General features: G+C 64.5%; 22 protein-coding genes and 1 pseudogene. 9 read left to right on the top strand and 14 right to left on the bottom strand.

What is annotated here, in order from left to right; translation table 11 throughout:
- The first annotated feature begins 50 nt into the window (after positions 1-50).
- Positions 51-488 carry a DUF411 domain-containing protein gene (locus tag A8V01_RS08825; RefSeq protein ID WP_004213035.1) on the top strand — a complete coding sequence of 146 codons (438 nt, stop codon included), beginning with the start codon at positions 51-53 and terminating at the stop codon, positions 486-488.
- 191 nt (positions 489-679) lie between these two features.
- Positions 680-1,369, top strand: coding sequence for a histidine utilization transcriptional repressor HutC (hutC, locus tag A8V01_RS08820; protein WP_230588639.1), 690 nt, complete (start codon positions 680-682; stop codon positions 1,367-1,369).
- Between the two features lie 3 nt (positions 1,370-1,372).
- Here hutC and A8V01_RS08815 read toward each other — a convergent pair whose 3' ends face one another.
- The 4 genes from A8V01_RS08815 to A8V01_RS08800 all read right to left on the bottom strand — a co-directional run bounded on the left by A8V01_RS08815 (position 1,373) and on the right by A8V01_RS08800 (position 6,826).
- Complete coding sequence (locus A8V01_RS08815) at positions 1,373-2,107, bottom strand: PepSY domain-containing protein (protein ID WP_004213137.1); 735 nt, start codon at positions 2,105-2,107, stop codon at positions 1,373-1,375.
- Entirely contained in the window at positions 2,104-2,808 is a 705-nt protein-coding gene (locus A8V01_RS08810) for a PepSY domain-containing protein (RefSeq protein ID WP_015449260.1), read from the bottom strand. The genes A8V01_RS08815 and A8V01_RS08810 overlap by 4 nt, the downstream gene beginning before the upstream one ends.
- Positions 2,809-2,818: 10 nt before the next feature.
- A complete protein-coding gene (locus A8V01_RS08805) occupies positions 2,819-5,521 on the bottom strand; it encodes a TonB-dependent receptor domain-containing protein (RefSeq protein ID WP_015449259.1) in 2,703 nt (900 codons plus the stop codon).
- A 738-nt stretch (positions 5,522-6,259) separates the two neighbouring features.
- On the bottom strand, positions 6,260-6,826 hold the full coding sequence (locus tag A8V01_RS08800) for a TetR/AcrR family transcriptional regulator (protein WP_015449258.1): 567 nt from the start codon (positions 6,824-6,826) through the stop codon (positions 6,260-6,262).
- A gap of 69 nt (positions 6,827-6,895) precedes the next feature.
- Here A8V01_RS08800 and A8V01_RS08795 point away from each other — a divergent pair, with 69 nt between their 5' ends.
- Both A8V01_RS08795 and A8V01_RS29755 read left to right on the top strand, forming a co-directional pair.
- On the top strand, positions 6,896-7,726 hold the full coding sequence (locus A8V01_RS08795; RefSeq protein WP_037479754.1) for an SDR family oxidoreductase: 831 nt from the start codon (positions 6,896-6,898) through the stop codon (positions 7,724-7,726).
- Between the two features lie 611 nt (positions 7,727-8,337).
- Positions 8,338-8,640, top strand: a pseudogene (locus A8V01_RS29755) (CorA family divalent cation transporter); the annotation flags it as partial.
- 62 nt (positions 8,641-8,702) lie between these two features.
- Here A8V01_RS29755 and A8V01_RS08785 read toward each other — a convergent pair.
- The 9 genes from A8V01_RS08785 to A8V01_RS08745 all read right to left on the bottom strand — a co-directional run bounded on the left by A8V01_RS08785 (position 8,703) and on the right by A8V01_RS08745 (position 16,376).
- Complete coding sequence (locus A8V01_RS08785) at positions 8,703-9,110, bottom strand: response regulator (protein ID WP_016743851.1); 408 nt, start codon at positions 9,108-9,110, stop codon at positions 8,703-8,705.
- 81 nt (positions 9,111-9,191) lie between these two features.
- Positions 9,192-9,815: a response regulator transcription factor gene (locus A8V01_RS08780; RefSeq protein ID WP_103095542.1), complete on the bottom strand. Its 624-nt coding sequence runs from the start codon at positions 9,813-9,815 to the stop codon at positions 9,192-9,194.
- Entirely contained in the window at positions 9,805-11,340 is a 1,536-nt protein-coding gene (locus A8V01_RS08775; RefSeq protein WP_103095541.1) for a PAS domain-containing sensor histidine kinase, read from the bottom strand. The genes A8V01_RS08780 and A8V01_RS08775 overlap by 11 nt, the downstream gene beginning before the upstream one ends.
- Before the next feature lie 58 nt (positions 11,341-11,398).
- Positions 11,399-11,872 (bottom strand): DUF305 domain-containing protein, encoded by a 474-nt coding sequence (locus A8V01_RS08770; protein WP_015449253.1) that lies wholly within the window; start codon positions 11,870-11,872, stop codon positions 11,399-11,401.
- Positions 11,873-11,962: 90 nt separating this feature from the next.
- Positions 11,963-13,111, bottom strand: coding sequence for a copper resistance protein B (locus A8V01_RS08765; protein WP_103095540.1), 1,149 nt, complete (start codon positions 13,109-13,111; stop codon positions 11,963-11,965).
- Entirely contained in the window at positions 13,111-15,036 is a 1,926-nt protein-coding gene (locus A8V01_RS08760) for a copper resistance system multicopper oxidase (RefSeq protein WP_017501304.1), read from the bottom strand. The genes A8V01_RS08765 and A8V01_RS08760 overlap by 1 nt, the downstream gene beginning before the upstream one ends.
- A gap of 67 nt (positions 15,037-15,103) precedes the next feature.
- A complete protein-coding gene (locus A8V01_RS08755) occupies positions 15,104-15,670 on the bottom strand; it encodes an RNA polymerase sigma factor (RefSeq protein ID WP_017501305.1) in 567 nt (188 codons plus the stop codon).
- Entirely contained in the window at positions 15,667-16,107 is a 441-nt protein-coding gene (locus A8V01_RS08750) for a periplasmic heavy metal sensor (RefSeq protein ID WP_026109207.1), read from the bottom strand. The genes A8V01_RS08755 and A8V01_RS08750 overlap by 4 nt, the downstream gene beginning before the upstream one ends.
- Entirely contained in the window at positions 16,107-16,376 is a 270-nt protein-coding gene (locus tag A8V01_RS08745) for a hypothetical protein (protein ID WP_037447996.1), read from the bottom strand. The genes A8V01_RS08750 and A8V01_RS08745 overlap by 1 nt, the downstream gene beginning before the upstream one ends.
- A 132-nt stretch (positions 16,377-16,508) precedes the next feature.
- Here A8V01_RS08745 and copC point away from each other — a divergent pair, with 132 nt between their 5' ends.
- The 5 genes from copC (at position 16,509) to cueR (ending at position 21,406) form a co-directional block, all read left to right on the top strand.
- Positions 16,509-16,886 (top strand): copper homeostasis periplasmic binding protein CopC, encoded by a 378-nt coding sequence (copC, locus tag A8V01_RS08740; protein WP_007406420.1) that lies wholly within the window; start codon positions 16,509-16,511, stop codon positions 16,884-16,886.
- 4 nt (positions 16,887-16,890) lie between these two features.
- The gene (gene copD, locus A8V01_RS08735; protein WP_007406374.1) at positions 16,891-17,835 is read left to right on the top strand and encodes a copper homeostasis membrane protein CopD; all 945 of its coding nucleotides are present in this window, start codon (positions 16,891-16,893) and stop codon (positions 17,833-17,835) included.
- Between the two features lie 36 nt (positions 17,836-17,871).
- Entirely contained in the window at positions 17,872-18,546 is a 675-nt protein-coding gene (locus tag A8V01_RS08730) for a class I SAM-dependent methyltransferase (protein WP_017501308.1), read from the top strand.
- A gap of 107 nt (positions 18,547-18,653) precedes the next feature.
- Positions 18,654-21,011, top strand: coding sequence for a heavy metal translocating P-type ATPase (locus tag A8V01_RS08725; protein WP_103095539.1), 2,358 nt, complete (start codon positions 18,654-18,656; stop codon positions 21,009-21,011).
- A complete protein-coding gene (gene cueR, locus A8V01_RS08720) occupies positions 21,008-21,406 on the top strand; it encodes a Cu(I)-responsive transcriptional regulator (RefSeq protein ID WP_020820526.1) in 399 nt (132 codons plus the stop codon). Before A8V01_RS08725 ends, cueR begins: the two co-directional genes overlap by 4 nt.
- Positions 21,407-21,432: 26 nt before the next feature.
- On the opposite strand, the gene A8V01_RS08715 is transcribed toward cueR, so the two are convergent.
- A complete protein-coding gene (locus A8V01_RS08715; protein ID WP_021235673.1) occupies positions 21,433-22,068 on the bottom strand; it encodes a response regulator transcription factor in 636 nt (211 codons plus the stop codon).
- Positions 22,069-22,543: the final 475 nt, after the last annotated feature.

The following is a 22,543-nucleotide window of genomic DNA, read 5'->3' as shown; positions in this document are numbered from 1 at the left end:
AATGCGTATAGATCATTAGGAACCCTATCGCATGCTTCCGGGAGCCGTTCATGAAGACCCGTCTTTCTGCCGCCTTGCTGTTCCTCGCCCTGCCCGGCGCAGCGCTTGCGGCGAATGATGTCGTCGTCCACCGGGACCCGGGTTGTGGATGCTGTGAGAAGTGGGCCCAGGCGCTTCGCGCGAAGCTGGGCCGCACGGTCGTCATGCGCGACGATGCGTCGCGCGGGGCGCTTCAGCGGAGGGCCGGCATGCCGGGCACGCTGGCATCCTGCCACAGCGCGATGGTTGATGGCTATCTGATCGAGGGCCATGTCCCGGTCGCCGATATCAAGCGCCTGCTGGCAACCCGTCCCGTAGGCGTCAGAGGCATTGCGGTGGCGGGGATGCCGATCGGCTCGGAGGGCATGGAAGTGGCAGGCGCCGCCCGCCAACCCTATGCGGTGGTGTCGTTCGGCAGTTCGGGCCAGAAGGTCTTCGCGCGGCATTGATCACGCACGCCTCGGCTCTCGCTGGTGATTTCCTGTTTGAATGACTGGGACTTGCTCGCCCCCACCTGTATAGTCATTTGATGCATGCTCCCGCTCGCCCCCATAGCCGCGCATCCGCTCCCCGGACGAAAGCTGCTTCTGTGGGCGAACCCGCGGTCGACGCTGCCGGTGCGGAGAAGCAACCTCGCTATGTGGCGATCAAAGACAGCATTTTCGAGGACATCCGGGAAGGTCGCCTGAAGCCCGGCGACCAGACGCCGTCAGAGGCCGAGCTCGTCGAGACGTTCAAAGTCTCGCGCATGACCGCAAACCGGGCGTTGCGGGAACTGCAATCGGCCGGTGTCGTGGTACGGCGGGCGGGGCGGGGCAGCTTTGTCGCCGAGCCCCGGCCGATCGGGCAGCTGATCGAGATCCGCAACATCGCGGAGGAGGTGCGCGGCAGGGGCCACGCCTATCGCGCGCGCGTCATTTATAATATCGAGATACGGGCTGATGCGGAAAGGGCAGCTCTGCTGGAAGTCGGCTTGGGCACGCGCCTCTTCCATTCGCTTATCGTCCATCACGAGACCGAATTCCCAATTCAGGTCGAGGAGCGCTTTGTGCTGGCATCTGCTGCGCCACGCTACGGAGAGAGGGATTTCAGCGCCTCGACGCCGAATGAATATCTGACACGTGTTGCCCCGCTCGAGCGAGTAGAGCACCGGGTGTGCGCGGCGATGCCGGATACAGCCATGCGAACAATGCTGGGCCTCGCTGAAGGAGAACCAGTGCTAATGATGACGCGCAGAACCTGGAGTCGCGGACGTCTCGTATCGCACGCTTGGCTCACGCACCCGGGCAATCGGTTCGAGCTATCGGCGGCTTTTTCTGTTGGGACCTAGCGATCAGCCCGCGCCCAACTTGACGGCCGATTTGCGCCTGCGCCGCAACCATCGCACGTCGGCGCGACTGAAGCTCTTAAACAGCAGGTAGAAGCCCGTCCCCGACAGCCACAAAGTACCGAACGCAACGAAGACGATCAGCGGGTGATTGAAGCTGGTGCGGTTCACATAGTCCATATTGTGGAGCATCCAGAAGAAATCCCAGGTGCGCCATGTGTCGCCGCGCATGACCAGGAATCGGCCGGTGTCGGCGGAGATGTAGGCGCTGCTGTTCTCTGCGTCCGCGAAATCCAGTCGCCACATGGTGCCTTCGTGCTCGCGCGCTTCCACATTCGGTTCGGCGAGCAACGTTGCCTTGCGGATCGGTGCTTCATTCACCATCGTCGCGACGTCGCGCGCGACCTGCTCGTCGACCCGAACCGGGGCGCCGCTCGTCGCGTCGATTAGCCGCGTGCCCGTGGTGGATCGAAGCTCGTAGACGGGGCGTGTGGCAAGGGACCGCAAGGCGATGCCGAGCACGGGACCATCAAGAGCGAGCTTTGCCGGCGCAATATAGTCACCGGCAGGTAGGGCGTGCTGATGGCTGGCCTGCGCACTGTGTCCGCCGACCTTCTCCTGATCGAGCAAGGCCATCATCGAGCCGCTCAGAGCCCAAAGGAGAAACTGCACGCCCAGGATCAGGCCGACCCATTTGTGGATGCGCCGAAAAAAGAGCGGGGTGAACCGGATTTTCTTCATGCCTTCTTCTTCCTGCGCCGCGGGAACGACCAAAGCAGCAGCCAAGCCCCGGCCAGCGCCATGGCAAGGGCACTCCAGGTCGCCACGCGCAGCAGCGGATTGTTGACGTCGGAGCGATCGTCATAGTCCATGATGTGCAGCATCCACGCGAAATCGAACACGCGCCACAGCGCATGGCGGCGCGAGATCAGCTCACCGGTCTGCGGAGAGAGATACAGGGTTGGCCGGTTCCAGGCATCGAATTCGACCTGCCAATAGGGAGGCTTGCGCGCCTGCATTTCCAGTGGCGCCGTCGTCAGCAGCCGGGCTGCGACGATGTCCCCGGTGCCGCTGTAGATGCGCCGAGCGGCGGCGCGGATTTGTGCCTCGCTCAAATCGGGGATGGGCTGTCCCGAACCTGCATCGAAGAGTCTTGGACCACCCGAGGTTTGCGCGCGCCAGACGGGCTGATCCATGAACCGTTGCAGGCGGATCTCGGACGCGTCGGGAGCCGATTGAACAATCCGCGCCGGCGGGACGAAGCTCGCAAGGTCGATGGGGGCGACGACCGGTGGGCGGACCAGATCGTCGCCATGGATGATGTCGATATGGACGGCCACCATATAGAAGCCGGTCAGCGTCCAGAGCAGAACCTGGACGCCGACGATCAGGGCCAGCCACTTGTGCGTCCGGCGGATGACCAAAGGCCAGCGAATTGCCATGTGCTGCCCTTCAGAACGCGGTTCGGAAGCCGGCGTAGAAGCGCCGTCCGAGCAGATCATAGGTCATCGTGTCGGTGTTGGCATCGGTGAAGCTCTGGATATAGGGCGCCTTGCGGTCGAACAGATTATCGGCCCCGATCTGGAAACGTGTCTTCTCGTCGATCGCGAAGGCAAGCTGAAGATTGTGGTAGAAGACGTTCGGCGTGCGGTAGCCGATGTCGCCGGCCGATGCGTTGAAGTCGGTCGCCTTGCCGATCCATTGTGTCGACCAGGTCGCGCTGATGCCGTCCTTTTCCGCCGTCAGCACGCCATAACCACGCCATTTCGGATAGCCGCCATTGCCGCCCCCGATAAACCCGTCGAAATAGATCGGCGCGCCGCCGGGGAAGGGGTTTACGACATATTTGTTGAGATAGGTCATGTTGAGATCCAAGGAGATCTTCACCTCGCCCACCGCACCACTGTACACCAGACCCAGATCGAGACCATTCATCTCCTCGCGGCCGGTGTTGATGGGCTGGGCGGAGAGGTAAGTGACCTCGCCGGTCAGCGCGCTGCGCGTAAAGTCGCTGCAGAACGGGTGCGACAGGTTCTGGCTCGCATAGCAGACTGCGAGCTTGGTCGAGCCGGGAATGGCCCGGATCGCGTCCTTGATCTTGATGTCGAACCAGTCTGCCGTCAGCGACAACCCTGGGATGATGCCGCGCGGCGATATCACCGTACCAACGGTCCAGGTCGTGGAGCTTTCGGGCCGAAGGCTCTGGTTACCGCCCACTGTGGTGAGGATCGTGGTGCCGAGCTGCGTATAGTTGGCCGGCACACCGGACGCCTGACAATTGGCGATCAAGGTCACGTTGCCGCTGGAGGTGTAGCGCGAGCAGGGATCGGTCGTGGTCAGATTGCCTTCCGAGACGCCGCCGAAAAGCTCCGGCACGTTGGGAATGCGAAAGCCCGTCCCATAAGTGCCGCGCAGACGGATGCTGTCATTGACTACCCAGTCGGCACTGAGCTTGTAATTCCAGTCGCTCCCGAAGAGATTATAGTCTGAGTAGCGGACTGCGCCATCGAGCGTGAGCGCCTTGGCGAAAGCTGTGTTGGCAAGCACCGGCACCGATAGCTCGAGATAGGCTTCCTTGGCGGTGCTCGAGCCCGAAATAGGATCCTGCTGATTGACGTTCGCCACGCCGAGCACCGTCAACGGGTCGGGATCGCGCCAGCCTTTTTCGCGCCGATAGACCACGCCGGTGGCGAAGGACACCGCGCCGGCTGGAAGGGAGAAGAGATCGCCGTTGAGGTCAGCCGTGACCGTGCCGAGTTCGTTGCCTCCGCGATCGCGCGAGGTGAACAGAATATAATCCAGAACCTGAGGTGTCAGGTCTCCGAACCCAAGATAGTCACCGCAGGGGATGGCCGCGCCCGCCGTGCTGGAGCATTTGCTCCTGTCGAGCGTGTTCGCGACGCGCTCGAGATTGGCGATGTTGGTCGAGCCGTCGACGGCCGTGTTACGCCCGAAGCTGCCCGCGACTTCCCAGGCCCAGTCGTTCGCCAGCTTGCCGCGCAGCCCGAAGGTGCCTTGCCAGGTATCGGTCTCCTGGAAGAAGTGGCGCGCGCCGGGTTCGGCGAGGCGGCGCTGGGCCAGGACCAGGTTCTGGCCGGTCGGATTGGTCGGATTGCTGGCTGGTATCGAGAGATTGCGCAGCGTGCCGGGTGTCGCGATCTGATTCGACTTGCGGAACGTATAGAGGAACTCGCCGAACGCCTGGATACCGTCGGTCAGCGCATAGTCCGCGAAGAAGGCCGTGCTGACGCGCTCGACTGGGCTGACCGCATTGAGAAACGGGTTCGAGTTGAAGTTGTGCTTGGCGGGACTGTAAGGCTCGTAGAAGTTCCCGTTCCCTCCGGGTACCTGGTTGAAGTTGATCTGTTGGCCGTTGGGCAGCACCGCGCGTCCGCCGATCGTCGAGGCGCTGTTGACGCAGCTCAGCGAGCCCGGCGTCGTTTCAGCGAGCGAGCAGGGCGCACGCGAGGCCATGTTGACGGCGCTGGTCTTCTGGTAGGTGACTGCTGCCATGAACCCGCCACGATCGTTGCGAATGCCCCAAAGTAGGTCCGCGGTGAGATCGGAGCCGTCGCCGCGCTCGGTAATGCCTTGTCGGACGCTGAGACCCAGGCCTTCATAATCGGTGCGCGTGACAAGGTTGACCACGCCGGCCATGGCATCGGCCCCGTAGATAGCGGACGCGCCATCCTTGAGGACATCGGTGCGTGCCAGCGCCACGACCGGGATCATGTTGAGATCGGGTGAGGAATTGGCGCCGGTGCCGCCCGCGACGAGGCGTCGGCCGTTGAGGAGCACGAGTGTGCGCTTGATGCCGAGGCCGCGCAGATTGACCTGAGCAGTGCCATAACCGTTGTTGGTCCAGTAGGCCGATGTCTGGTTGCCCGCGAAGCCGGCATTGGCCGGCAAACGCTGCAAGGCGGTTTCGATATTGACGATGCCGGTATTTTGGATCTGCTCGGCGGTGACCACGGTGGCCGGTCCAACCCCGGCCAGATCCTGCCGACGGATTCGTGAGCCGGTAACGACGATGTCGCTGTCATCCCCCAGGACTTGTGCTTTTGGCTGCGGTGTCGGATCGGCCTGAGCGAGAGCCGGCGCGGCGTAGCCCGCGACGATGGCGGCGCTGCCGAGCAGGGCCATCCTGATGGTCATGTGCAATCCCCCTGACGTTTTAGAACAGCCACAGACAACATCAGTTGTATATACAGGTCAACAGTATTTTTCCTGTTTTTCCAATACCTTATTCTCGTGAAATTTAGATATAGATATAGCTGTAATACGCACGCCAGACGTCGAACCCTCATGACTGAAGAGATATTTTTGCGAGCGCTCATTTGCAAAGCTGCTGAGATAGGAGATAGAATATCATATCGTAATACAGCCTCGCACGCTTCGATTTGATGATCGGGACATTTGGCCGGCAAGAATGCGAAGCGGCATGATCACATGTTATTGGTGTCGGCGTGATATACCTAGGTATAGCGCTAGAGATGCTCCGGGAACATTAGTCCTTTGCTGAGCTTGCACGCGCCAGGGAAAGTAATACCGATGCGGACCGCATTTGATCCTCGTTTCCTGGATGTGTCGCGCCTTCTTCCGGATTGAGCCGCAGGTTCGCCTTTTGAGGCAGATGAAACGACTCCTGACGAAACGTCGTGCGACGAGTCCGGCGACCTGAGATCGTCGCGCAGCCACTGGGTCACTTGGCGATGATCCAATCCGGTTCGGCAGTGGCGGCGCAGTCCTCGAACGTCGATCGCATCCGCGGAGCCGACGGGCCGGCTTGTGCATGAGCCGCCCTGATTTTGCCGCTGGGCAGTACGGCAGGTTGCGAAAAATGCTTGCTGTGTCCCGGTCGGCGCGCGGGCGTGCAGCTCGCGCCTCGCACGATCACACGCGCAGCAGTCGCCCCACCGCCCGCATGATCGTCGCCCGGCGCGCCGCGTGCTCGGCAGCGTCGCGTGCAGCTCCGGTCATGCACCAGAGCTGGGTGAGGGCGGCGACAAGCCGGACGACATCCAGGGGCGTGAAGTCGGCGACGATCCGCCCCTCGGCCTGCGCCGCTGCGATCCCGTCCAGCTTCTCCCCGAGAAGGACCTCGCCGGCCGGGAGCATCAGAACATCCTGGCCACGCTCCAAATGATGCCAGGTCAGCAGCCTCCACAGGCGCGGGCGTTCGACCAGCAAGTCATAGGTGCGCCCCGCATAACCCTCAAGATCATTTGGATCGAAGCGATCGGCCTGCGCCGCGTCCATCACTTCCTGCGTCAGCGCGGCATCGAAGAGCGCCTCCTTGTCCCCGAAATAGGTGTAGAGCATCGGCTTGCTGATACCCGCCGCCTGCGCAATCCGGTCGATCCGCGCGCCCGCCAGCCCATGGGACGCGAACTCCTCGGTCGCTGCAGCCAGGAGCGTCTCGCGGCTCTGTGCGGCATTCCGCCGGGTTCGTTGCTTCATCACACCTCCAAGCATTGACGCATTCCAGGTTTCAAGTTACCTACCAGTTGGTAATATATGGAGTAACATATGTCCAATCACTGGTTTCTCACGGGCGCGTCCAGCGGCATCGGCCGCCATCTGGCCGAACTGATCCTGGCCGCTGGCGACGACCTTACCGCGACGGCCCGCAAGCCCGAAAGCCTCGATGATCTCGCGGCGAAATATCCGAGCCAGCTGCGCGTCGAAGCGCTCGACGTCACGGTCAAGGACGATATTGCTGCGGTCGTGGCCCGGGCGCAGGCGCGTCGACCCGTCGATATTCTGGTCAACAACGCCGGCGGCGGCGTGATCGGCGCCACCGAAGAGATGTCGGACGCCGAGGTCGAAGGCCAGATCGCGCTCAATCTCATGGCGCCCATCCACATCACCCGCGCCTTTGTCCCCGCCATGCGGCTGCGCGGGAGCGGCCGGATCATCCAGATCTCCAGCGCTAGTGGTCAGGGCTCGCTTCCGACGAGCAGTCTCTATCATGTGGCCAAATGGGGCCTGGAGGGCTTCAGCGAATGCCTCCGCCAGGAGCTTGAACCCTTCAACCTGTTCGTGACACTGATCGAGCCGGGCGGGGCGCGCACCAGCTTCAGCCACAATCTGCAATTCGCCAGCGAGATCGCCGCGTATCGCGATACGCCCGCCGGCCATATCCGCAAGATGTTCGAGACCGCCGGAAACGAGCTCTACACGCTCGACCCGCAAAAGATCGCGCAAGCGATCGTTGATGTCGCAACCAGCGACCATCCGCCGCTGCGCGTGACTCTGGGGGGTGACGCTTTCGGCGTTGTCCAGGCGGCGCTGCAATCGCGGCTCGCCTTTCTGCAGTCCCAGGAAGCGCTCGCGCGCTCGGTCGCTTTCGACAGTTGAGCTTTTCCGTCTTCCAGCTTTCGTCTCCGCGCGGTGCGACGCGCCTCACCGGGGCCCGGCAACCCTGTCGTCAGCGCCGTTATCCGATACTTAGGTATAGTCATCCGACACGATTGCAGAGGCGCCACACGGGCAATCGCTTGGTACCATCGCAAGAGAGGAAAACCCTCGCGGTCGCCAATCAAGGGTGCGCAGACCTTCGCAGTCTGCGTGCCCTTGATGTGGCAGCGCGCCGCCCAGCCACGCGCGTCATGAACGGGAGCGGCCTTCTGCGAAACCCAACGCTCCGCCGCATTTTCTATAAGCTCTCGCTCGAATTGCTGCGCGCCGCCTTCTTCTTCCTGCGATTGGGCTTGAAGAATGACGAGTGTTTGTGCGCGCGTCTCAATAGGCGAGGCACACGGCTTCCGGTCGCCGCCGCCGTTCTTTGTCACAATGGCAAACGGCTACGGCCGGCGACCCTGATCGATCCGGCGTGCGAGCACGTCGGCAAGGATGACTTCGTGTGGATCAAAATGTCCCAGCCCAGCGAAACAGAACTTGCCGACATCGCCGGGAATTACGGCCTTCACCCGCTTGCCATGGAAGGTGCCGACAACGGCCACCAGATTTCGAAGCTCGACGATCACATGCTCAGGGTTGAGAGCGCCATCACCGGCATCCGCGACATCCTGATCTCGGTGTTCGAGGCGAGTCACCTGCTCGAACAGCAGCGCCAAGGTGCGATCACCCGTTAGCTTGCCGCCCGGGCTGCGATCCTCGCGGTGCCTACCGCGATTGCCGGAATCTACGGCATGAATTTCGAGAATATGCCCGAACTGAAGACGCAATGGGGATATTTCGTCATCCTCGGCGTCATCGCTGCGGTCTGCATTGGGCTCTACATCCGGTTCAAACGTAGCCACTGGCTTTGACGGCGCAGATCGGCTTTCCACATCGCGCCGGGCTGAGGCTGCCGGGGGCCGGCCGCCACAATTCAATGCTTTCGAAGCGTCTCGATGCGGTGCCGGTCCAACGCTTCGAGCAAAGCCCTGCCGATCAGCGGCTTTGCGAGAACATGATCGAAGCCCGCCTCAGCGGCCCGCGAGGCCAGCAGCGTGTCATGAAAGCCTGAGATCATGATCGCGCGTCCCGACCATCCGATCTCGCGAAGGTGACGCAGCATCGCGAATCCGTCGATGTCGGGCATGCGATAGTCGAGGATGACGCAGTCTGCCTCCTTCGCGCGGGGGTCGGCCAACAGCGCGTGGCCGGTCGTATATCCCCACACGGCATAGCCGCGCGATCTCAGCAGCAGCTGGAGGCCACGCCGCACGCCGGGATCGTCGTCGGAGACGAGGATGGTGTATCTGCCATCATGCTGAGTGGAACGGACCGATGGCATTGCGAGAAGCGGACACCCGTGTGACGATTGCACCATCGATCGCATATCGCGCCTCGTCCCGTCGCTACGTAGAGGTCGCAGTCACTTCGGCTTGCGGCCCATGCCCGCGGCAAAGGCGATCCGCAGGGCTTCGGACAAATTGCGGACCTCGAGCTTGGCCATCAGGCTCGCGCGATGGACCTCGACCGTTCGCGATGAACAGCCCAGGTCATAGGCGATCGTCTTATTGGGCAGGCCGTTCGCCAGCCCTTCCAGCACTTCACGCTCCCGGGGCGTCAGTGCAGCGACCCGCACGCCGGCTTCAGAGGTTTCCAGAGTGCGAAGGTCGACATCGTCGAGACGCGCGAACGCGCGGCTGACGGCGCCGAGCAGGGCGGCTTTCTCGAAGGGCTTCTCGAGAAAGTCGACCGCGCCGCCTTTCATGGCCTGCACCGCAACCGACACGTCGCCATGGCCGGTCAGGACGATGACCGGCATATTGACCCCGCGTGCTGCCATGGCGGCCTGAATCTCGAGACCGTCCATCTCGGGCATGCGCACGTCGAGGATGATGCAGCCGACGGCCGCCGACTTCGCCTCCTTGAGAAACTCCACGCCCGAGGCATAGGTCACGACGTCGTAGCCCGCGGTCTTGAGCGCAAAGCTCGCCGCCTTGCGGATGCTCTCCTCGTCGTCGACCAGATGGATGACGCGTCTATCCCCCATGTTCCTCCTCCGCCCGCGCATGGATCAAGGTAAAATGAAAGCGCGCGCCGCCGCGGTCGGGGCGCTCCATCCAGATACGGCCCCCATGCGCTTCGATGATGGTCCGGCAGATCGAAAGGCCGAGGCCCATGCCGTCGGCCTTTGTCGACTTGAACGCCGTGAAGAGCTGCTCCCGGACCTCGTCGGCGATGCCGGGGCCGGTATCCTCCACGGTCACCTCGATCTGCCCGTCAGGGCGCAACCTGGTCGCTACCTTGAGGTCGCGAACAGGACACGCCGCCATCGCCTCGATGGCGTTGCGCATCAGGTTGACCAGCACCTGCTGGATCTGCACCCTGTCGACGAGAACCGGCGTCGCGGCGGGATCGACCGCGAAGAAGCTGCGGATGCCGCGCTCGCGTGCACCGACCAGCGCGAGCTCGCTCGCCTCGGCGACAACCTGCGGCAGATCGTGGAGGCTCTTGTCGACCTCGCCGCGGGCGACGAAATCGCGCAGGCGCCGGACGATATGGCCGGCCCGCAGCGTTTCCTGTGCCGCATCATCCATCACCGACCGTAGCGACACGAAGGGTTCGTCGTCCCGCTCGTCGAGCATGTCGCGGATCGTCTCGAGATAGAGCGCGACCGCGGCAAGCGGCTGGTTGAGCTCATGCGCGAGGGTCGAGGCCATCGTGCCCATCGCGCTCAGCCGGGAGACATGGACAAGCTCTGCCTGCAGTTCCTTGAGCCTGAGCTCATCCTGCTCCTTGGCGGTGAGATCCCGGATGAAGCCGGTGAACAACCGCTGCCCGTCTTCACCGGCCTCGCCAACCGACAGCTGCATCGGGAAGGTCGAGCCGTCGCGGCGCTGGCCGACCACGACGCGGCCGAGGCCGATGATCCGGCGCTCGCCGGTCTGGAGATAATGCGCGATATATTCGTCATGCCGGTCGCGATCGGGCTGGGGCATCAGGCAGGAGACGTTGCGGCCGACGAGCTCGGTTTCCGAATAGCCGAACAGGCGTTGGGCGGCCGCGCTGAACGACGTGATGTCGCCGGTCTCGTCGATGATGATCATCGCATCGGGGACGGTCGCCAGGATCGACTGGAGATGCTGCTCGCGGGTCTCGATTGACGCCCGGACCGCCGCCTCGTCGGTGACATCGCGACTGATGCAGGCAAAGCCTCGATGTGCGTCGCCTTCGAACAGGGCGCTGATCGTCAGGCGCGCGAGATACTCCGCTCCGTTCTCGCAGACCCGCCACGCTTCGCGCTCCAGCGTGCCTTCGTGAAGGGCGGCCGCCAGGTCTGCGCACGGGCGGCCGGCCGCAATCTCGTCGGGCGGGTAGAACAGGTCATGGGGCTGTCCCAGGACGCGATCGAGGGGCCAGCATTCGGCACGCTCGCCTTCTTCATTATAGCTCAGCACGATCCCGGCAGGATCGAGCAGCGTCAGGACATGGCCGCCAGCCTGTCGCAGGAACAACGGCGCAAGCCGCACCACCTCCCTGGCAATCTCGTCCGCCCCGCGCCTCGTGTCGACCATCGGCCGGCTCACATACCTGGCCGGGCGCACGTATCCGGGCGTAGCCCGACCGTGCCACTCAGCGCCGCGCGAGTATGGCCTTCATCTCGTCGATTTCCTGCCGCTGCGAGCGCTTGATCGCTTCGCAAAGCCGGATGACTTCCGGATCGCTGAGCTTTGCTTCCTGGCACATCAGGATCGCCCCGGAATGATGCGGGATCATCGAGCGCAGAAAGGCCGTGTCGCCGATCGTGGTCTGGGTGCGGATGAGTGCAAAGCTGCCGAAGAAGGCGACCAGCGACGCGGCGATCAGCGCGATGTTGGCGGCCTTCGACACGAACATGTGTCGCATGGCGAGGATCATCAGCACCACCATCGGTGCGACCATCATCAGCGTCATGTAGAGCATGTTGAGGTTGTTGTAGAAGCTGTCGAGCCCGTCGATCATGACGAACATCACCAGATACATGATGACGCCGCTGATGACGGTCTGAACGGCAAGGCTCCAATAGGCACCCATCTTCCGGGTGTTCATGTGGGACGAATGGTCCATGGCGTATCTCCTTCGCTCGGCGCCGGCCGACCTGGGTATGAGTGTAACGCCCCGCTCTCTTGTTCGCCCCCGCCATCAGCCGTCCTGATGCTAAAACCAGAAGCGAACGCCGGCGACGAAGCTGGTGGCATGGACGTCCTCGCCCGCAAGCCTCGACAGCCGCGCCGTGTCTCCGGCTTTGCGCAGATAGGAAACGCCGATGTAAGGTGCGAACTGGCGGCTGAATTCGTAGCGCAGGCGCGCGCCGAGCTCTATGTTGACCAGCCCCGAACCGATGTCGTTCTCCGGAATATCCTGCGCGGCGAAATTGACCTCGGCGCGCGGCTGCAAGATCAGGCGCTGGGTGATGCGCTGGTCGTAATAGCCCTCGACCCGGCCCAGAACATCGCCCTTGGTCGAGAGGAACAGCGCGCCTTCGACCTCGAACATGCCAGGAGCCAGGCCCTCGACGCCGATCGTCGCGTAGGTGCGGTCGGGCCCGCGGCCGAAGTCCTGGCGGATACCGCCCTGAAGATTGAAATAGGGGTCGATGGCCCGGCTGTAGAGCACCTGCACCTCGGCGCTGTCGATGCCGCGGCCGAACTCGCCTTCGCCCTCGCTCTTGAGCCAGAGGCGGTTGATGTCGCCGCCGTAAAAGCCTTCGCCATCCCAGCGATAGCCATCGCGGCCGCTATGCGCCTGATACTCGAACAGGTTGAGCAGCACCTGCCCGAAATTGTTGCCGCCGCTGTCCTTCATCATGATGTCGCGTGAGCGCGCCATCTCGGCGCCGGGAAAATCACGATCGGCGAAGTGGTCGCTGGGGGGAGGCGGCGGGGGCGCATTGCCGGCCGGAAGCGCCGTGCCGGTCATTTGCATGCCGGGCATGGCGGTCTGGCCATGCTGCGAATGGTCCATCCCGGGCATGTCCGGCATCGCGCCGTCCTGATGCTGGGAGTGGTCCATGCCCGGCATGTCCGGCATCGCGGGAGACGCGGGTTGCGGCTGACCGGCCGCATCTCCCTGCGGCGCAGGACTGGCCTGGTGCTGCGAATGGTCCATCGCCGAGGTGGCGTCTGGCGCTGGTGTCTGAGCGCGCGGCCTGGCGGCGGCCTTGTCCTTCTTCTTCTCCTGCGCCGGCGGCACCTCGCCCGGCGGCGCCATGCCGGGCATGCCGTGCATTGAATGATCCTGGGCAAAGGCGGGCGCGGCAGCGAAAAGGGCGATCGCGCTCACCAGCGGCGTGAGGATGCGGGTCATTACGCGTCTCCCTTCGGACGGACGCTCACGACCCGCATCATCCCGGCATGCATGTGGTAGAGGAGATGACAGTGGAAGGCCCAGTCGCCGACCGCGTCGGCGGTGAAGTCCCAGGTCACCTTGCCGCCGGGCTGGACGATTACCGTATGCTTGCGTGGCGCATGATCGCCATGCCCCGTCACCAGCTCGAAAAAATGCCCGTGAATATGGATCGGATGCCCCATCATCGTGTCGTTGATGAGATTGACGCGCACCCGCTCGCCTTCGATGAAGGAGATCGGCTCGTGATGGTCCGACATTTTTTCGCCGTCGAACGACCACATGAACCGCTCCATGTTGCCGGTGAGGTGAATGTCGATGCTGCGGCTCGGCGCGCGCACGTCCGGATTGCGATCGAGCGCCATCAGGTCCCTGTAGACAAGCACCTTGTGGCCGACGTCGGCGAGGCCCTGGCCGGGCTCGCCGGTGCGGTCGACGGGCATCGGCGAGATGGTCTGGACGCTCGGGTCGCGCTTCACCTGCGGCGCGTTCGAGAAGTCGCGCATCTTCATCGACCCCATCGCGTGCCCGCCATGGTCCATGCCCGCCATCTGGCCATCTGCGCCCATCGCGCCGTGGTCCATCCCGCTCATCGCGGAATGATCCATCCCCGAATGATCCATGCCTGCCATGGCGCTATTGTCCATGGTCGCCATCGCTGCCGCCGCGCCGGTCGCGAGGCGCGCGGACGCGTTCTTCTCGGCCGTCGGATCGACGCCCCGCATAGCGCCGCCCGACATGTCCATGCCTTCCATGCCCGGCATCGAGGACATGTCCATGCCCATGTCCTTCATGTCGGCGAGCGGCCGTTTGCGTAAGGGGGGAACCTCGCCGGCCATGCCGGCGCGCGGCGCGAGCGTGGCACGCGCCATGCCCGAGCGGTCGATCGCCTCGCCGACAAGGGTGTAGGCCTTGTCATCGCCTGGGCTGACAACGACGTCGTAGGTCTCGGCAACACCAATCTGGAACTCGTCGACGGTGACCGGCACCACATTCTGCCCGTCGGCCTGGACGATGGTCAGCGGCAGGCCGGGGATGCGGACGTTGAAGGTGGTCATCGCCGACGCATTGATGACCCGCAGCCGCACCCGTTCGCCCGGGGTGAAGAGCGCGGTCCAGTTGTCCATCGGACCATGGCCGTTGACGAGATAGGTGTAGGTGGATCCGGTCACATCGGAGATGTCGGCCGGGTCCATCCGCATCTGGCCCCAGTCGAGCCGGTCCTTGAGCGGCTGATCCTTGCCCGACAGGAGCCCGGCCAGGGTCTGGCGCTGGAAATTGAAATGGCCGGGGTTGACCTTGAGGCGCCGGAAGATCGCCTGCGGCGAGAGCGCGCTGTGATCGGCGAGCACGATGACATGCTCGCGGTCATAGGCGACCGGATCGGCACCGGCGGGATCGATGATGATCGGGCCGTAATGGCCTTCCTGTTCCTGCAGGCCTGAATGGCTGTGATACCAGTAGGTGCCGCTTTGCACGACGGGGAACTGGTAGAGGTAGTTCGATCCCGGCTTGATGCCCGGAAAAGACACGCCCGGCACGCCGTCCATATTGGCCGGCAGGATCAGCCCGTGCCAGTGGATCGAGCTGTCCTCCTCGAGTTGATTGACGACGTTGAGCCGCACGCGCTGGCCTTCGCGCAGCCGGATCAGCGGGGCGGGGACCGTGCCGTTGAGACCGATTGCGCGGAACTGGCGCCCGTCGATGCTCATCGACTGCCGGGCGATGGTCAGCGTGATGTCTTCGCCCGACACGGTCGGTAGCGTCGGTCGCATCCCCGGCGAGATGGTCTGCGCCCAGGCAGGCAGCCAGGCTGATAATGCGGCGCCACCACCGGCGAGGGCCGCGCCGCGAAGGAACTGGCGGCGGTCGAGGGCAGAAATCATTCGGTTTGTCTCAGCTTGCGGAAAGAGGGCGGACCTATTGGAAATACGCAGCCCACCCGCCTGCCCCTCAAACTTTCTTCAAACTTTCCGCGAGGCGCGCCCGGGCGCGGTAGAGGCGGGTCTCGACGGCCTTCTGGGAGATGCCGAGGATCTCGGCGGTTTCGGCTTCCGATTTCTCGTCGATCGTCCGCAGGATGAGCGTGTCCTTGAGCGAGGCGGGCAGGGCGGCGATCGCCGTCATCGCCTCGGCGAGTTGCTGTTCGGCATCCAGGGCGCGGTCGGCCGAGGGGGCGTCGTCGACGATATGTTCGGCTTCGCCCAGAGGAAGGGCGAAGGAAAAGAAATTGCGGACCGCACGGCGACGGCGCCAGTCGTGGCATTTGTTGATGACGATCCGCGACATCCAGACCGGGAAGGGCCGCGTCCCATCATAGCGGCTGAGCGCGGAAAAGGCGGCCACGAAGCTCGCCTGAGTGACGTCGAGCGCCTCGTCGGGGCTACCGACATGGCTGCGCACGAGACGGTGTACCCAGCCCTGATGCCGGCGGACCAGCTCGCCATAGGCCGCTTGCCGGCCCCCCAGCGCCAGAGCCGCAAGCTCCCCGTCCGAGCAGTCGGGGAGGTGGAGCGTCATTTTTTCTCGGCCGTCAGCGCTTTCACGACGGCGTCGTCGAACTTCACCGTCTGGTCGGGGCGGAGCACCGCACGCATCGCGAAGATATGCTCGAGCGTTTCCTTCTGCAGCGCGCCCATCGCCTGGTGTGACCGGTCGACGGCGGCGGAGACCTGAGGCCCATAGCCATGTTCCGACCTGATGGCCTGCGCGAGCCATGCATTGTCGGCGCGCAGTTCCGCTTCCAGGGCCTGTCGGCGGATGGCGTAGCGGGCTTCGATAGCCTCGAGCCGTGCATGTTGCGCGCTATCCAGCTTGAGATCGCGATGGAGCAGGTCGTGCAGCTCATTCTCGACAGGGGGCGCCGGCACGACATAGAGCCGGCCGATCACGACCCCCGCTACTGCCGCAACAAACGTCAGCAGCACGAGAAGGAGAAGGCCGCGGCGATCGCGCATCATTGCGCGCTCAGCAGCGTCGAAGGAGCGAGCGCGAGCCGCGCGTCGAAGGGCGATGCCGCAGCATCTGCCGAACGCACTGGCACCGCGGAACCGGCGATGCCGATGAAGAGCGCGACCGCGGCTGCGACACCGAAGGTCGTGGCGCTCAGGCGCGGCATGGCCTGGAGCCGGGCGATCTCGGCCATGACGCGGCTGTCCAGCCCGGCAAGCCGGGGATCGAGGGGGGCTTCCCGCAACCGGCTGAGCATGTCGTCGAGGTGGTCCATGATGTTTCTCCGTCTTCTCTTCTCAATACGCAGGGTGGTCTTCTAACCCTTGTCCGGGAACAAAAAGAAAATTGCGAGGGGTGCAGGTCGCGGCTGCGTATTCTCTCATGTCACTGACAGGAGAATGTCCAAATGCGCTTCTTTTCGCCGCTCGCAGCCATCGCCGCCGTCGGCCTGAGTGTTTCTGCTCCGGCCTACGCCCATCCCAAGCTCGTGTCCTCGACGCCCGCCGCCAACGCCAGCGTCCCGGCGCCGTCGCGTATCACGCTCACCTTCAGTGAAGGTCTGATGCCGAAGCTGTCGGGCGCCGAGATCGTGATGACCGGCATGCCCGGCATGCCCAACCACCGCATGGCGGTAACCGGCTTCAAGACGTCCGTCGAAGGCGACAAGACGCTCGTGCTGACGCTCGCCAAGCCGCTCATGGCGGGCAGCTATCAGGTCGCCTGGCACGTCGTCTCGACCGACACGCACCGCATCCAGGGCAATCTCGCCTTTACCGTCAAGTGACGCCATGAACGACGTGGCACTCGTCGCCGTCCGCTGGGCGCTCTACGTCGATCTCGGCCTGTTGTTCGGCCTGCCGCTGTTCGCGCTCTATGCGCCCGGCGGCGGCCGGATGGTACAGCGGCATCTGCCGATGGTAGCAATGGTGGCCGGTCTCGCCTGTCTCGCCCTCCTGCTGTCGGCGCTGGGGTTCGCGTTGCAGGCAGCGGCCATGACCGGGCTGCCGCTCACCCAGCCTGATCTTTCCATGGTCGCAGAGCTGTTCAACGGCACGTCCATGGGAACGGCGCTGAAGGCGCGCCTCGTCGCGCTCCTCGTTCTTCTGCTCTCCATCCCCTTCTATCGCCGGCAATCCCGTCCTGCCTTCATCGCCTCCACTCTGGCAGGCGCGGTCGCACTCGCGACCCTCGCCTGGAGCGGGCATGGCGCGGCTGGCGAAGGCGAGGCGGGCTGGCTGCAACTGGGGGCCGATCTCATCCATCTGCTCGCCGCCGGCGCCTGGGTCGGCGCGCTTGCCGCATTCCTCGCGCTGGTACTTCCCAGGCTCGCAACCGACGATCTCGCCGCTCAAGACATGGACCGGGTCACGCTCGCCGAGGAAGCGTTGCGGGGCTTCTCCCTCGTCGGCACGATCATCGTCGCCCTGCTGATCCTGACCGGGACGGTGAACGGCTGGTTCCTCGTCGGTCCGGGCAACATCGCCTCGCTCGGGCAGTCGACCTACGGCCTGCTGCTCATCGCCAAGCTGCTGCTGTTCGCCGGCATGCTGGGCCTGGCCGCGCTCAACCGTTATCGCCTGACCCCGGCACTTGCGCAGGCGATCGAGGAAGAGGACGCGCCACGGGCGCAGGCGCTGCTGCGCGCGAGCCTCGTCGTCGAAGGCGGTCTTGCGATCGTCATTCTCGGGCTCGTCGCCTGGCTGGGGACACTATCGCCGCCCATGTCGATGTAGCTTATCGTTTCGGACGCCTCGCGTTGGGAGAAGCCTATGCAATCCTACACCCCGCCGCTCGGGACCGGATCGACGAAAGACTATGATCGCGCGATCCGCCTGTGGACGCGGGAGAAGCGGTGGCGTGCCGCCATGCTCGCCGCCCTGGCGCCCAAAGCCGGTGAGACGGTCGTCGACGTCGGCTGTGGCACCGGCAGCTTCGCGCTGATGCTTAAGCAAGCCGAGCCCAGGACGCAGGTGATCGGTCTCGATCCCGATGCCGAGGCGCTCGACATCGCGCGGCACAAGGCCGCTGTGCGGCGGGCCGATATCGACTGGCGTCAGGGATTTGCCAGGGACGTGGCCCCGGGTACCGCCGACGCTGTCGTGTCGAGTCTCGTGCTGCATCAGATGCCGGTCAGGGAGAAGGCGGCAACCCTGCGCGCCATGTTCGCCATGCTGCGCCCGGGTGGGCGCCTGGTGATCGCCGATTATGGCCGCCAGCAGGGTTTCATGCGGCTTGCCTTCCGCCTGACCGTGCAGCGGCTCGATGGCATCGATGATACCCGGCCCAATGCCGACGGCGTGCTCCCCGGCCTGATCGCGGCGGCCGGCTTCAGGCATGTGGCCGAGACGTTTCGGCTTTTGACCATCACCGGCGCGATCGACTTGTTTACGGCGCATCGACCGGCGCAGGACCACGGCCTTACGGTTGCCAATGACCTTGGCTGATGGCGGCCAGGCGAACGGGCCCGCCGATTTGTCCGCTTAGGCGATTACGTATTGACCCTGACACGGTGTCAGACCCTAGATCGTCAGGCGTCGAAAGGAGCAAGGCGATGAACGAGACACATGGAGCGGCGCATGGCGGCGGTTGCTGCGGCGGCCACAGCGCCGCGAAAGCGGCGACCGGCGTCAAGGACCCGGTCTGCGGCATGACCGTCGACCCGGCGACCACGGCGCATCAAGCCGAGCATGGCGGTGAACGCTATCATTTCTGTAGCGCGGGCTGCCGGACCAAATTCATCGCCGATCCCGAGCGCTATCTCGGCCCGCCAGCGCCGCCGGTCGCGGCGCCCGAAGGCACGATCTGGACCTGCCCGATGCATCCAGAGATCCGGCAGGACCATCCCGGATCCTGTCCGATCTGCGGCATGGCGCTCGAGCCCGCGACCGTGACTGCCGACAGCGGCCCCAGCCATGAGCTGGTCGATTTCACACGGCGCTTCCGGGTCGGCCTGATGCTGGCCCTCCCGGTGCTGATCCTCGAGATGGGCGCGCATCTCTTTCCCGCGATCCATCGCCTCGTGCCGATGTCGATCTCGGTATGGATCCAGTTCGTGCTGGCGACACCCGTCGTGCTCTGGGCGGGCTGGCCCTTCTTCGAGCGTGGCTGGGCCTCGCTCAAGACCCGCAACCTCAACATGTTCACCCTGATCGCGATGGGGACCGGGGTCGCCTGGATCTACAGCGTCGTCGCGACGCTCGCGCCCCAGCTGTTCCCGCCCGCCTTCCGCGGAGAGGACGGCATGGTTGCCGTCTATTTCGAGGCGGCCGCGGTGATCACTGTCCTCGTGCTGCTCGGCCAGATGCTCGAACTGCGCGCGCGCGAGCGGACCTCGGGCGCGATCAAGGCGCTGCTTAACCTTGCGCCAAAGACCGCGCGCCGGATCGGTTCCGATGGCAGTGAAGAGGAAATCAGCCTCGATCTCGTTGCGGTCGGCGACCGCCTGCGTGTGCGTCCCGGCGAGAAGGTGCCGGTCGATGGCGTGGTCGAGGACGGCCGTTCCTCGCTCGACGAGTCGATGGTCACCGGTGAGTCCATGCCCGTCACCAAGGCCAAGGCCGACACGGTGATCGGCGGCACGCTCAACCAGACCGGCGCGCTGGTGATCGTCGCCGACAAGGTCGGACGCGACACCATGCTTGCGCGGATTGTCCAGATGGTCGCCGAGGCGCAGCGCTCGCGCGCGCCGATCCAGCGCATGGCCGATCAGGTGTCGGGCTGGTTCGTGCCCGTGGTCATCGCGGTTGCGGTGGTCGCGTTTATCGCCTGGGGTATCTGGGGCCCCGAGCCGCGCTTCGCCTATGGGCTGGTGGCGGCGGTCGCCGTGCTGATCATCGCCTGTCCCTGTGCACTGGGTCTCGCCACGCCGATGTCGATCATGGTGGGCGTCGGCCGCGGCGCCGGACTCGGCGTCCTTATCAAGAATGCCGAAGCGCTCGAGCATATGGAGAAGGTCGACACGCTCGTCGTCGACAAGACAGGCACGCTGACCGAAGGCCGCCCTGCCGTCACCCAGGTCGTGCCGGCGCCCGGCTTCGACGAAGCCGAGTTGCTGCGGCTTGCCGCCTCGGTCGAACGGGCTTCCGAACATCCGCTCGCGCTGGCGATCGTCGAGGCTGCGAAGGATCGCGCCATCGCCACGAGCGACGTCACCGACTTCGACTCGCCGACCGGGCGCGGCGCGCTCGGTACGGTCGAAGGGCGGCGCATCGTCCTCGGCAATGCGCGGTTCCTCGCCGACGAGGGCGTCGCCACCGAGGCGCTCGCCGGCCAGGCCGACGCACTGCGACGCGATGGCGCCACCGCAATCTTCATCGGAATCGACGGCACCGTCGGCGGTGCCTTCGCCATCGCCGATCCGGTGAAGGCCACGACGCCAGAAGCGCTCGCCGCGCTCAAGGCGGAGGGTATTCGCGTGGTCATGCTGACCGGCGACAACCGCACGACAGCGGAAGCGGTCGCCCGGCGCCTGGGCATCGACGAGGTCGAAGCCGAGGTGCTGCCCGATCAGAAAAGCGCCGTGGTCGCCAAGTTCAAGCGCGAGGGGCGGGTGGTCGCCATGGCCGGCGACGGTGTCAACGACGCCCCCGCGCTGGCCGCCGCCGATGTCGGCATCGCCATGGGCTCGGGCACCGACGTCGCCATCGAGAGCGCGGGCGTGACCCTGCTCAAGGGCGACCTCACCGGCATCGTCCGGGCGCGTAAGCTCAGCCAGGCGACCATGTCGAACATCCGCCAGAACCTCGTCTTCGCCTTCATCTACAATGTCGCGGGCGTGCCGGTGGCGGCGGGCGCGCTCTATCCGCTGTTCGGCATCCTGCTCTCGCCGATCATCGCGGCCGCCGCCATGGCGCTCTCCTCGGTCAGCGTGGTCACCAACGCGCTGCGACTCAACCGGAAGGCGCTGTGAACATCGGCGAGACGTCTCGGCGGAGCGGCGTCTCGGAGCGGATGATCCGCCATTATGAGAAGATAGGCCTCATCCCGGCGCCGCCGCGCCGGGGTGCGGGCTATCGCGACTATGACGAGCGCGATCTTCATCGCCTGCGGTTCATCGCCAATGCGCGCGATCTGGGGTTTCCGATCGAGGAGATCCGCACTTTGCTCGGCCTTTGGGCGGATACGGGTCGCGCGAGTGGCGAGGTGAAGCGGCTTGCGCTGGCCCGTGCCGAGGAATTCGAGCGCAAGGCGGCAGCGCTGACGGCGCTGCGCGACACGCTGGTCGATCTCGCCGAACGCTGCCACGGCGACGCGCGGCCGGATTGTCCGATCATTGCCGAACTCGCCACGGGCCGATCCGCATAACGTCCGATGTCGCAGGATGGTGAAGCCTAATGGCGATCGTCCTCAGGCGATCCGTTCAGGTCCACAGCAAACGCGATCCGTAGCAAGTCGGGCAAACTTTGGGCTCCCAGTTTGACCATCAGGCTGGCTCGATCCAGCTCGACCGTGCGCGGCGTGGTACCGAGTTCATCTGCGATAAAGCTATTGGGATAGCCTCGCGCAATCCCTCTAAGAACGGCCCGTTCGCGCTGCGTCAGTCTCGCGGCTTTCGACAGCGCGTCGGCCTGTTCTGCGGCACGCCCGGTTATATTCTCCAGCGAGCTGAAGGCGCGGTCGATCGCGCCAAGCAATGCGGCCTTTTCGACCGGTTTGGCGAGAAAGTCGGCAGCGCCCGCCTGCATTGCCTGCACGGCGAGCGTGGGATCGCCATTGCCGGTGAGCATGACGACAGGCATATCAATCCCGCGTCGCGTCAGCTCCACCTGGACCTGAAGGCCGTCCATGTCCGGCATGTGCATGTCGAGGATCACGCAGCCTTTCTTAGCGTCACCCGCGGCCGACAGAAACTCCGGCCCCGAAGCGTAGGCCTCGACGGCGAAGCCGGCGGTACGCAACGTGAATCGCAGTGCCTTTCGGATTGTCTCTTCGTCATCGACGATGTGAACGACGCGCTTGTTCCCCATACTCCTCGGATCGATCTGGAGTGCCGCGCCGCAAAGGCACCGCTATTGGGGAGGCCTCTTACGGGCAGGACCATGGTCCAAGGTCAAGGCCGAAATATTGCCGCAGCAGTTCCAACGGCGCAGGTGCTCGACATCGCCCCGATACGGCGGCTCTTACCACTGGAGTTCGGGCACCTCCGTCTGGTCTCCTGGAAGGGGGGCGCCCCAAAACGCGGCGGCCGAAAACGTACACGCCCTCAACGGGGCTGAACGCGCTACCTGCAAAAAGGGGCGTGAGGCCCAAAAGTGCGTCTGTCGGGCTCGACTTCAGAGCCGCAAAGCTCGGGCACCTGCTGGGGACATAGGAGCCGTTCTAGGCCTCACCTCAAGATTTGTTCGCCAGACAACGCTAAGCTGGAAATACTGAGAACATCCTAGGCGACGAGCCGAAGTCTGCCGTTCGGGTCGTGGAGTGCTCGGTACCCGCGGTTGCCGC

The organism is Novosphingobium guangzhouense, from assembly GCF_002896965.1.
Lineage (GTDB): Bacteria > Pseudomonadota > Alphaproteobacteria > Sphingomonadales > Sphingomonadaceae > Novosphingobium > Novosphingobium guangzhouense.
Note: the sequence above shows the minus strand (reverse complement) of the source record. Positions and strands in the feature narration are given on the sequence as shown.

Excerpts from the sequence above, each read along its gene's own strand:
- A8V01_RS08755 (WP_017501305.1), bottom strand. The coding sequence starts at position 15,670 with ATGACGCTCCACCTCCCCGACTGCTCGGACGGGGAGCTTGCGGCTCTG.
- A8V01_RS08770 (WP_015449253.1), bottom strand. The coding sequence starts at position 11,872 with ATGGACCATTCGTCCCACATGAACACCCGGAAGATGGGTGCCTATTGG.
- A8V01_RS08795 (WP_037479754.1), top strand. The coding sequence starts at position 6,896 with ATGTCCAATCACTGGTTTCTCACGGGCGCGTCCAGCGGCATCGGCCGC.
- A8V01_RS08765 (WP_103095540.1), bottom strand. The coding sequence starts at position 13,111 with ATGACCCGCATCCTCACGCCGCTGGTGAGCGCGATCGCCCTTTTCGCT.
- A8V01_RS08775 (WP_103095541.1), bottom strand. The coding sequence starts at position 11,340 with ATGGTCGACACGAGGCGCGGGGCGGACGAGATTGCCAGGGAGGTGGTG.
- copC (WP_007406420.1), top strand. The coding sequence starts at position 16,509 with ATGCGCTTCTTTTCGCCGCTCGCAGCCATCGCCGCCGTCGGCCTGAGT.
- A8V01_RS08730 (WP_017501308.1), top strand. The coding sequence starts at position 17,872 with ATGCAATCCTACACCCCGCCGCTCGGGACCGGATCGACGAAAGACTAT.
- A8V01_RS08785 (WP_016743851.1), bottom strand. The coding sequence starts at position 9,110 with ATGCCATCGGTCCGTTCCACTCAGCATGATGGCAGATACACCATCCTC.
- A8V01_RS08750 (WP_026109207.1), bottom strand. The coding sequence starts at position 16,107 with ATGCGCGATCGCCGCGGCCTTCTCCTTCTCGTGCTGCTGACGTTTGTT.
- A8V01_RS08725 (WP_103095539.1), top strand. The coding sequence starts at position 18,654 with ATGAACGAGACACATGGAGCGGCGCATGGCGGCGGTTGCTGCGGCGGC.
- A8V01_RS08715 (WP_021235673.1), bottom strand. The coding sequence starts at position 22,068 with ATGGGGAACAAGCGCGTCGTTCACATCGTCGATGACGAAGAGACAATC.
- A8V01_RS08815 (WP_004213137.1), bottom strand. The coding sequence starts at position 2,107 with ATGAAGAAAATCCGGTTCACCCCGCTCTTTTTTCGGCGCATCCACAAA.
- A8V01_RS08745 (WP_037447996.1), bottom strand. The coding sequence starts at position 16,376 with ATGGACCACCTCGACGACATGCTCAGCCGGTTGCGGGAAGCCCCCCTC.
- A8V01_RS08805 (WP_015449259.1), bottom strand. The coding sequence starts at position 5,521 with ATGACCATCAGGATGGCCCTGCTCGGCAGCGCCGCCATCGTCGCGGGC.
- A8V01_RS08800 (WP_015449258.1), bottom strand. The coding sequence starts at position 6,826 with ATGAAGCAACGAACCCGGCGGAATGCCGCACAGAGCCGCGAGACGCTC.
- A8V01_RS08760 (WP_017501304.1), bottom strand. The coding sequence starts at position 15,036 with ATGATTTCTGCCCTCGACCGCCGCCAGTTCCTTCGCGGCGCGGCCCTC.
- A8V01_RS08810 (WP_015449260.1), bottom strand. The coding sequence starts at position 2,808 with ATGGCAATTCGCTGGCCTTTGGTCATCCGCCGGACGCACAAGTGGCTG.
- A8V01_RS08780 (WP_103095542.1), bottom strand. The coding sequence starts at position 9,815 with ATGGGGGATAGACGCGTCATCCATCTGGTCGACGACGAGGAGAGCATC.
- A8V01_RS08825 (WP_004213035.1), top strand. The coding sequence starts at position 51 with ATGAAGACCCGTCTTTCTGCCGCCTTGCTGTTCCTCGCCCTGCCCGGC.
- copD (WP_007406374.1), top strand. The coding sequence starts at position 16,891 with ATGAACGACGTGGCACTCGTCGCCGTCCGCTGGGCGCTCTACGTCGAT.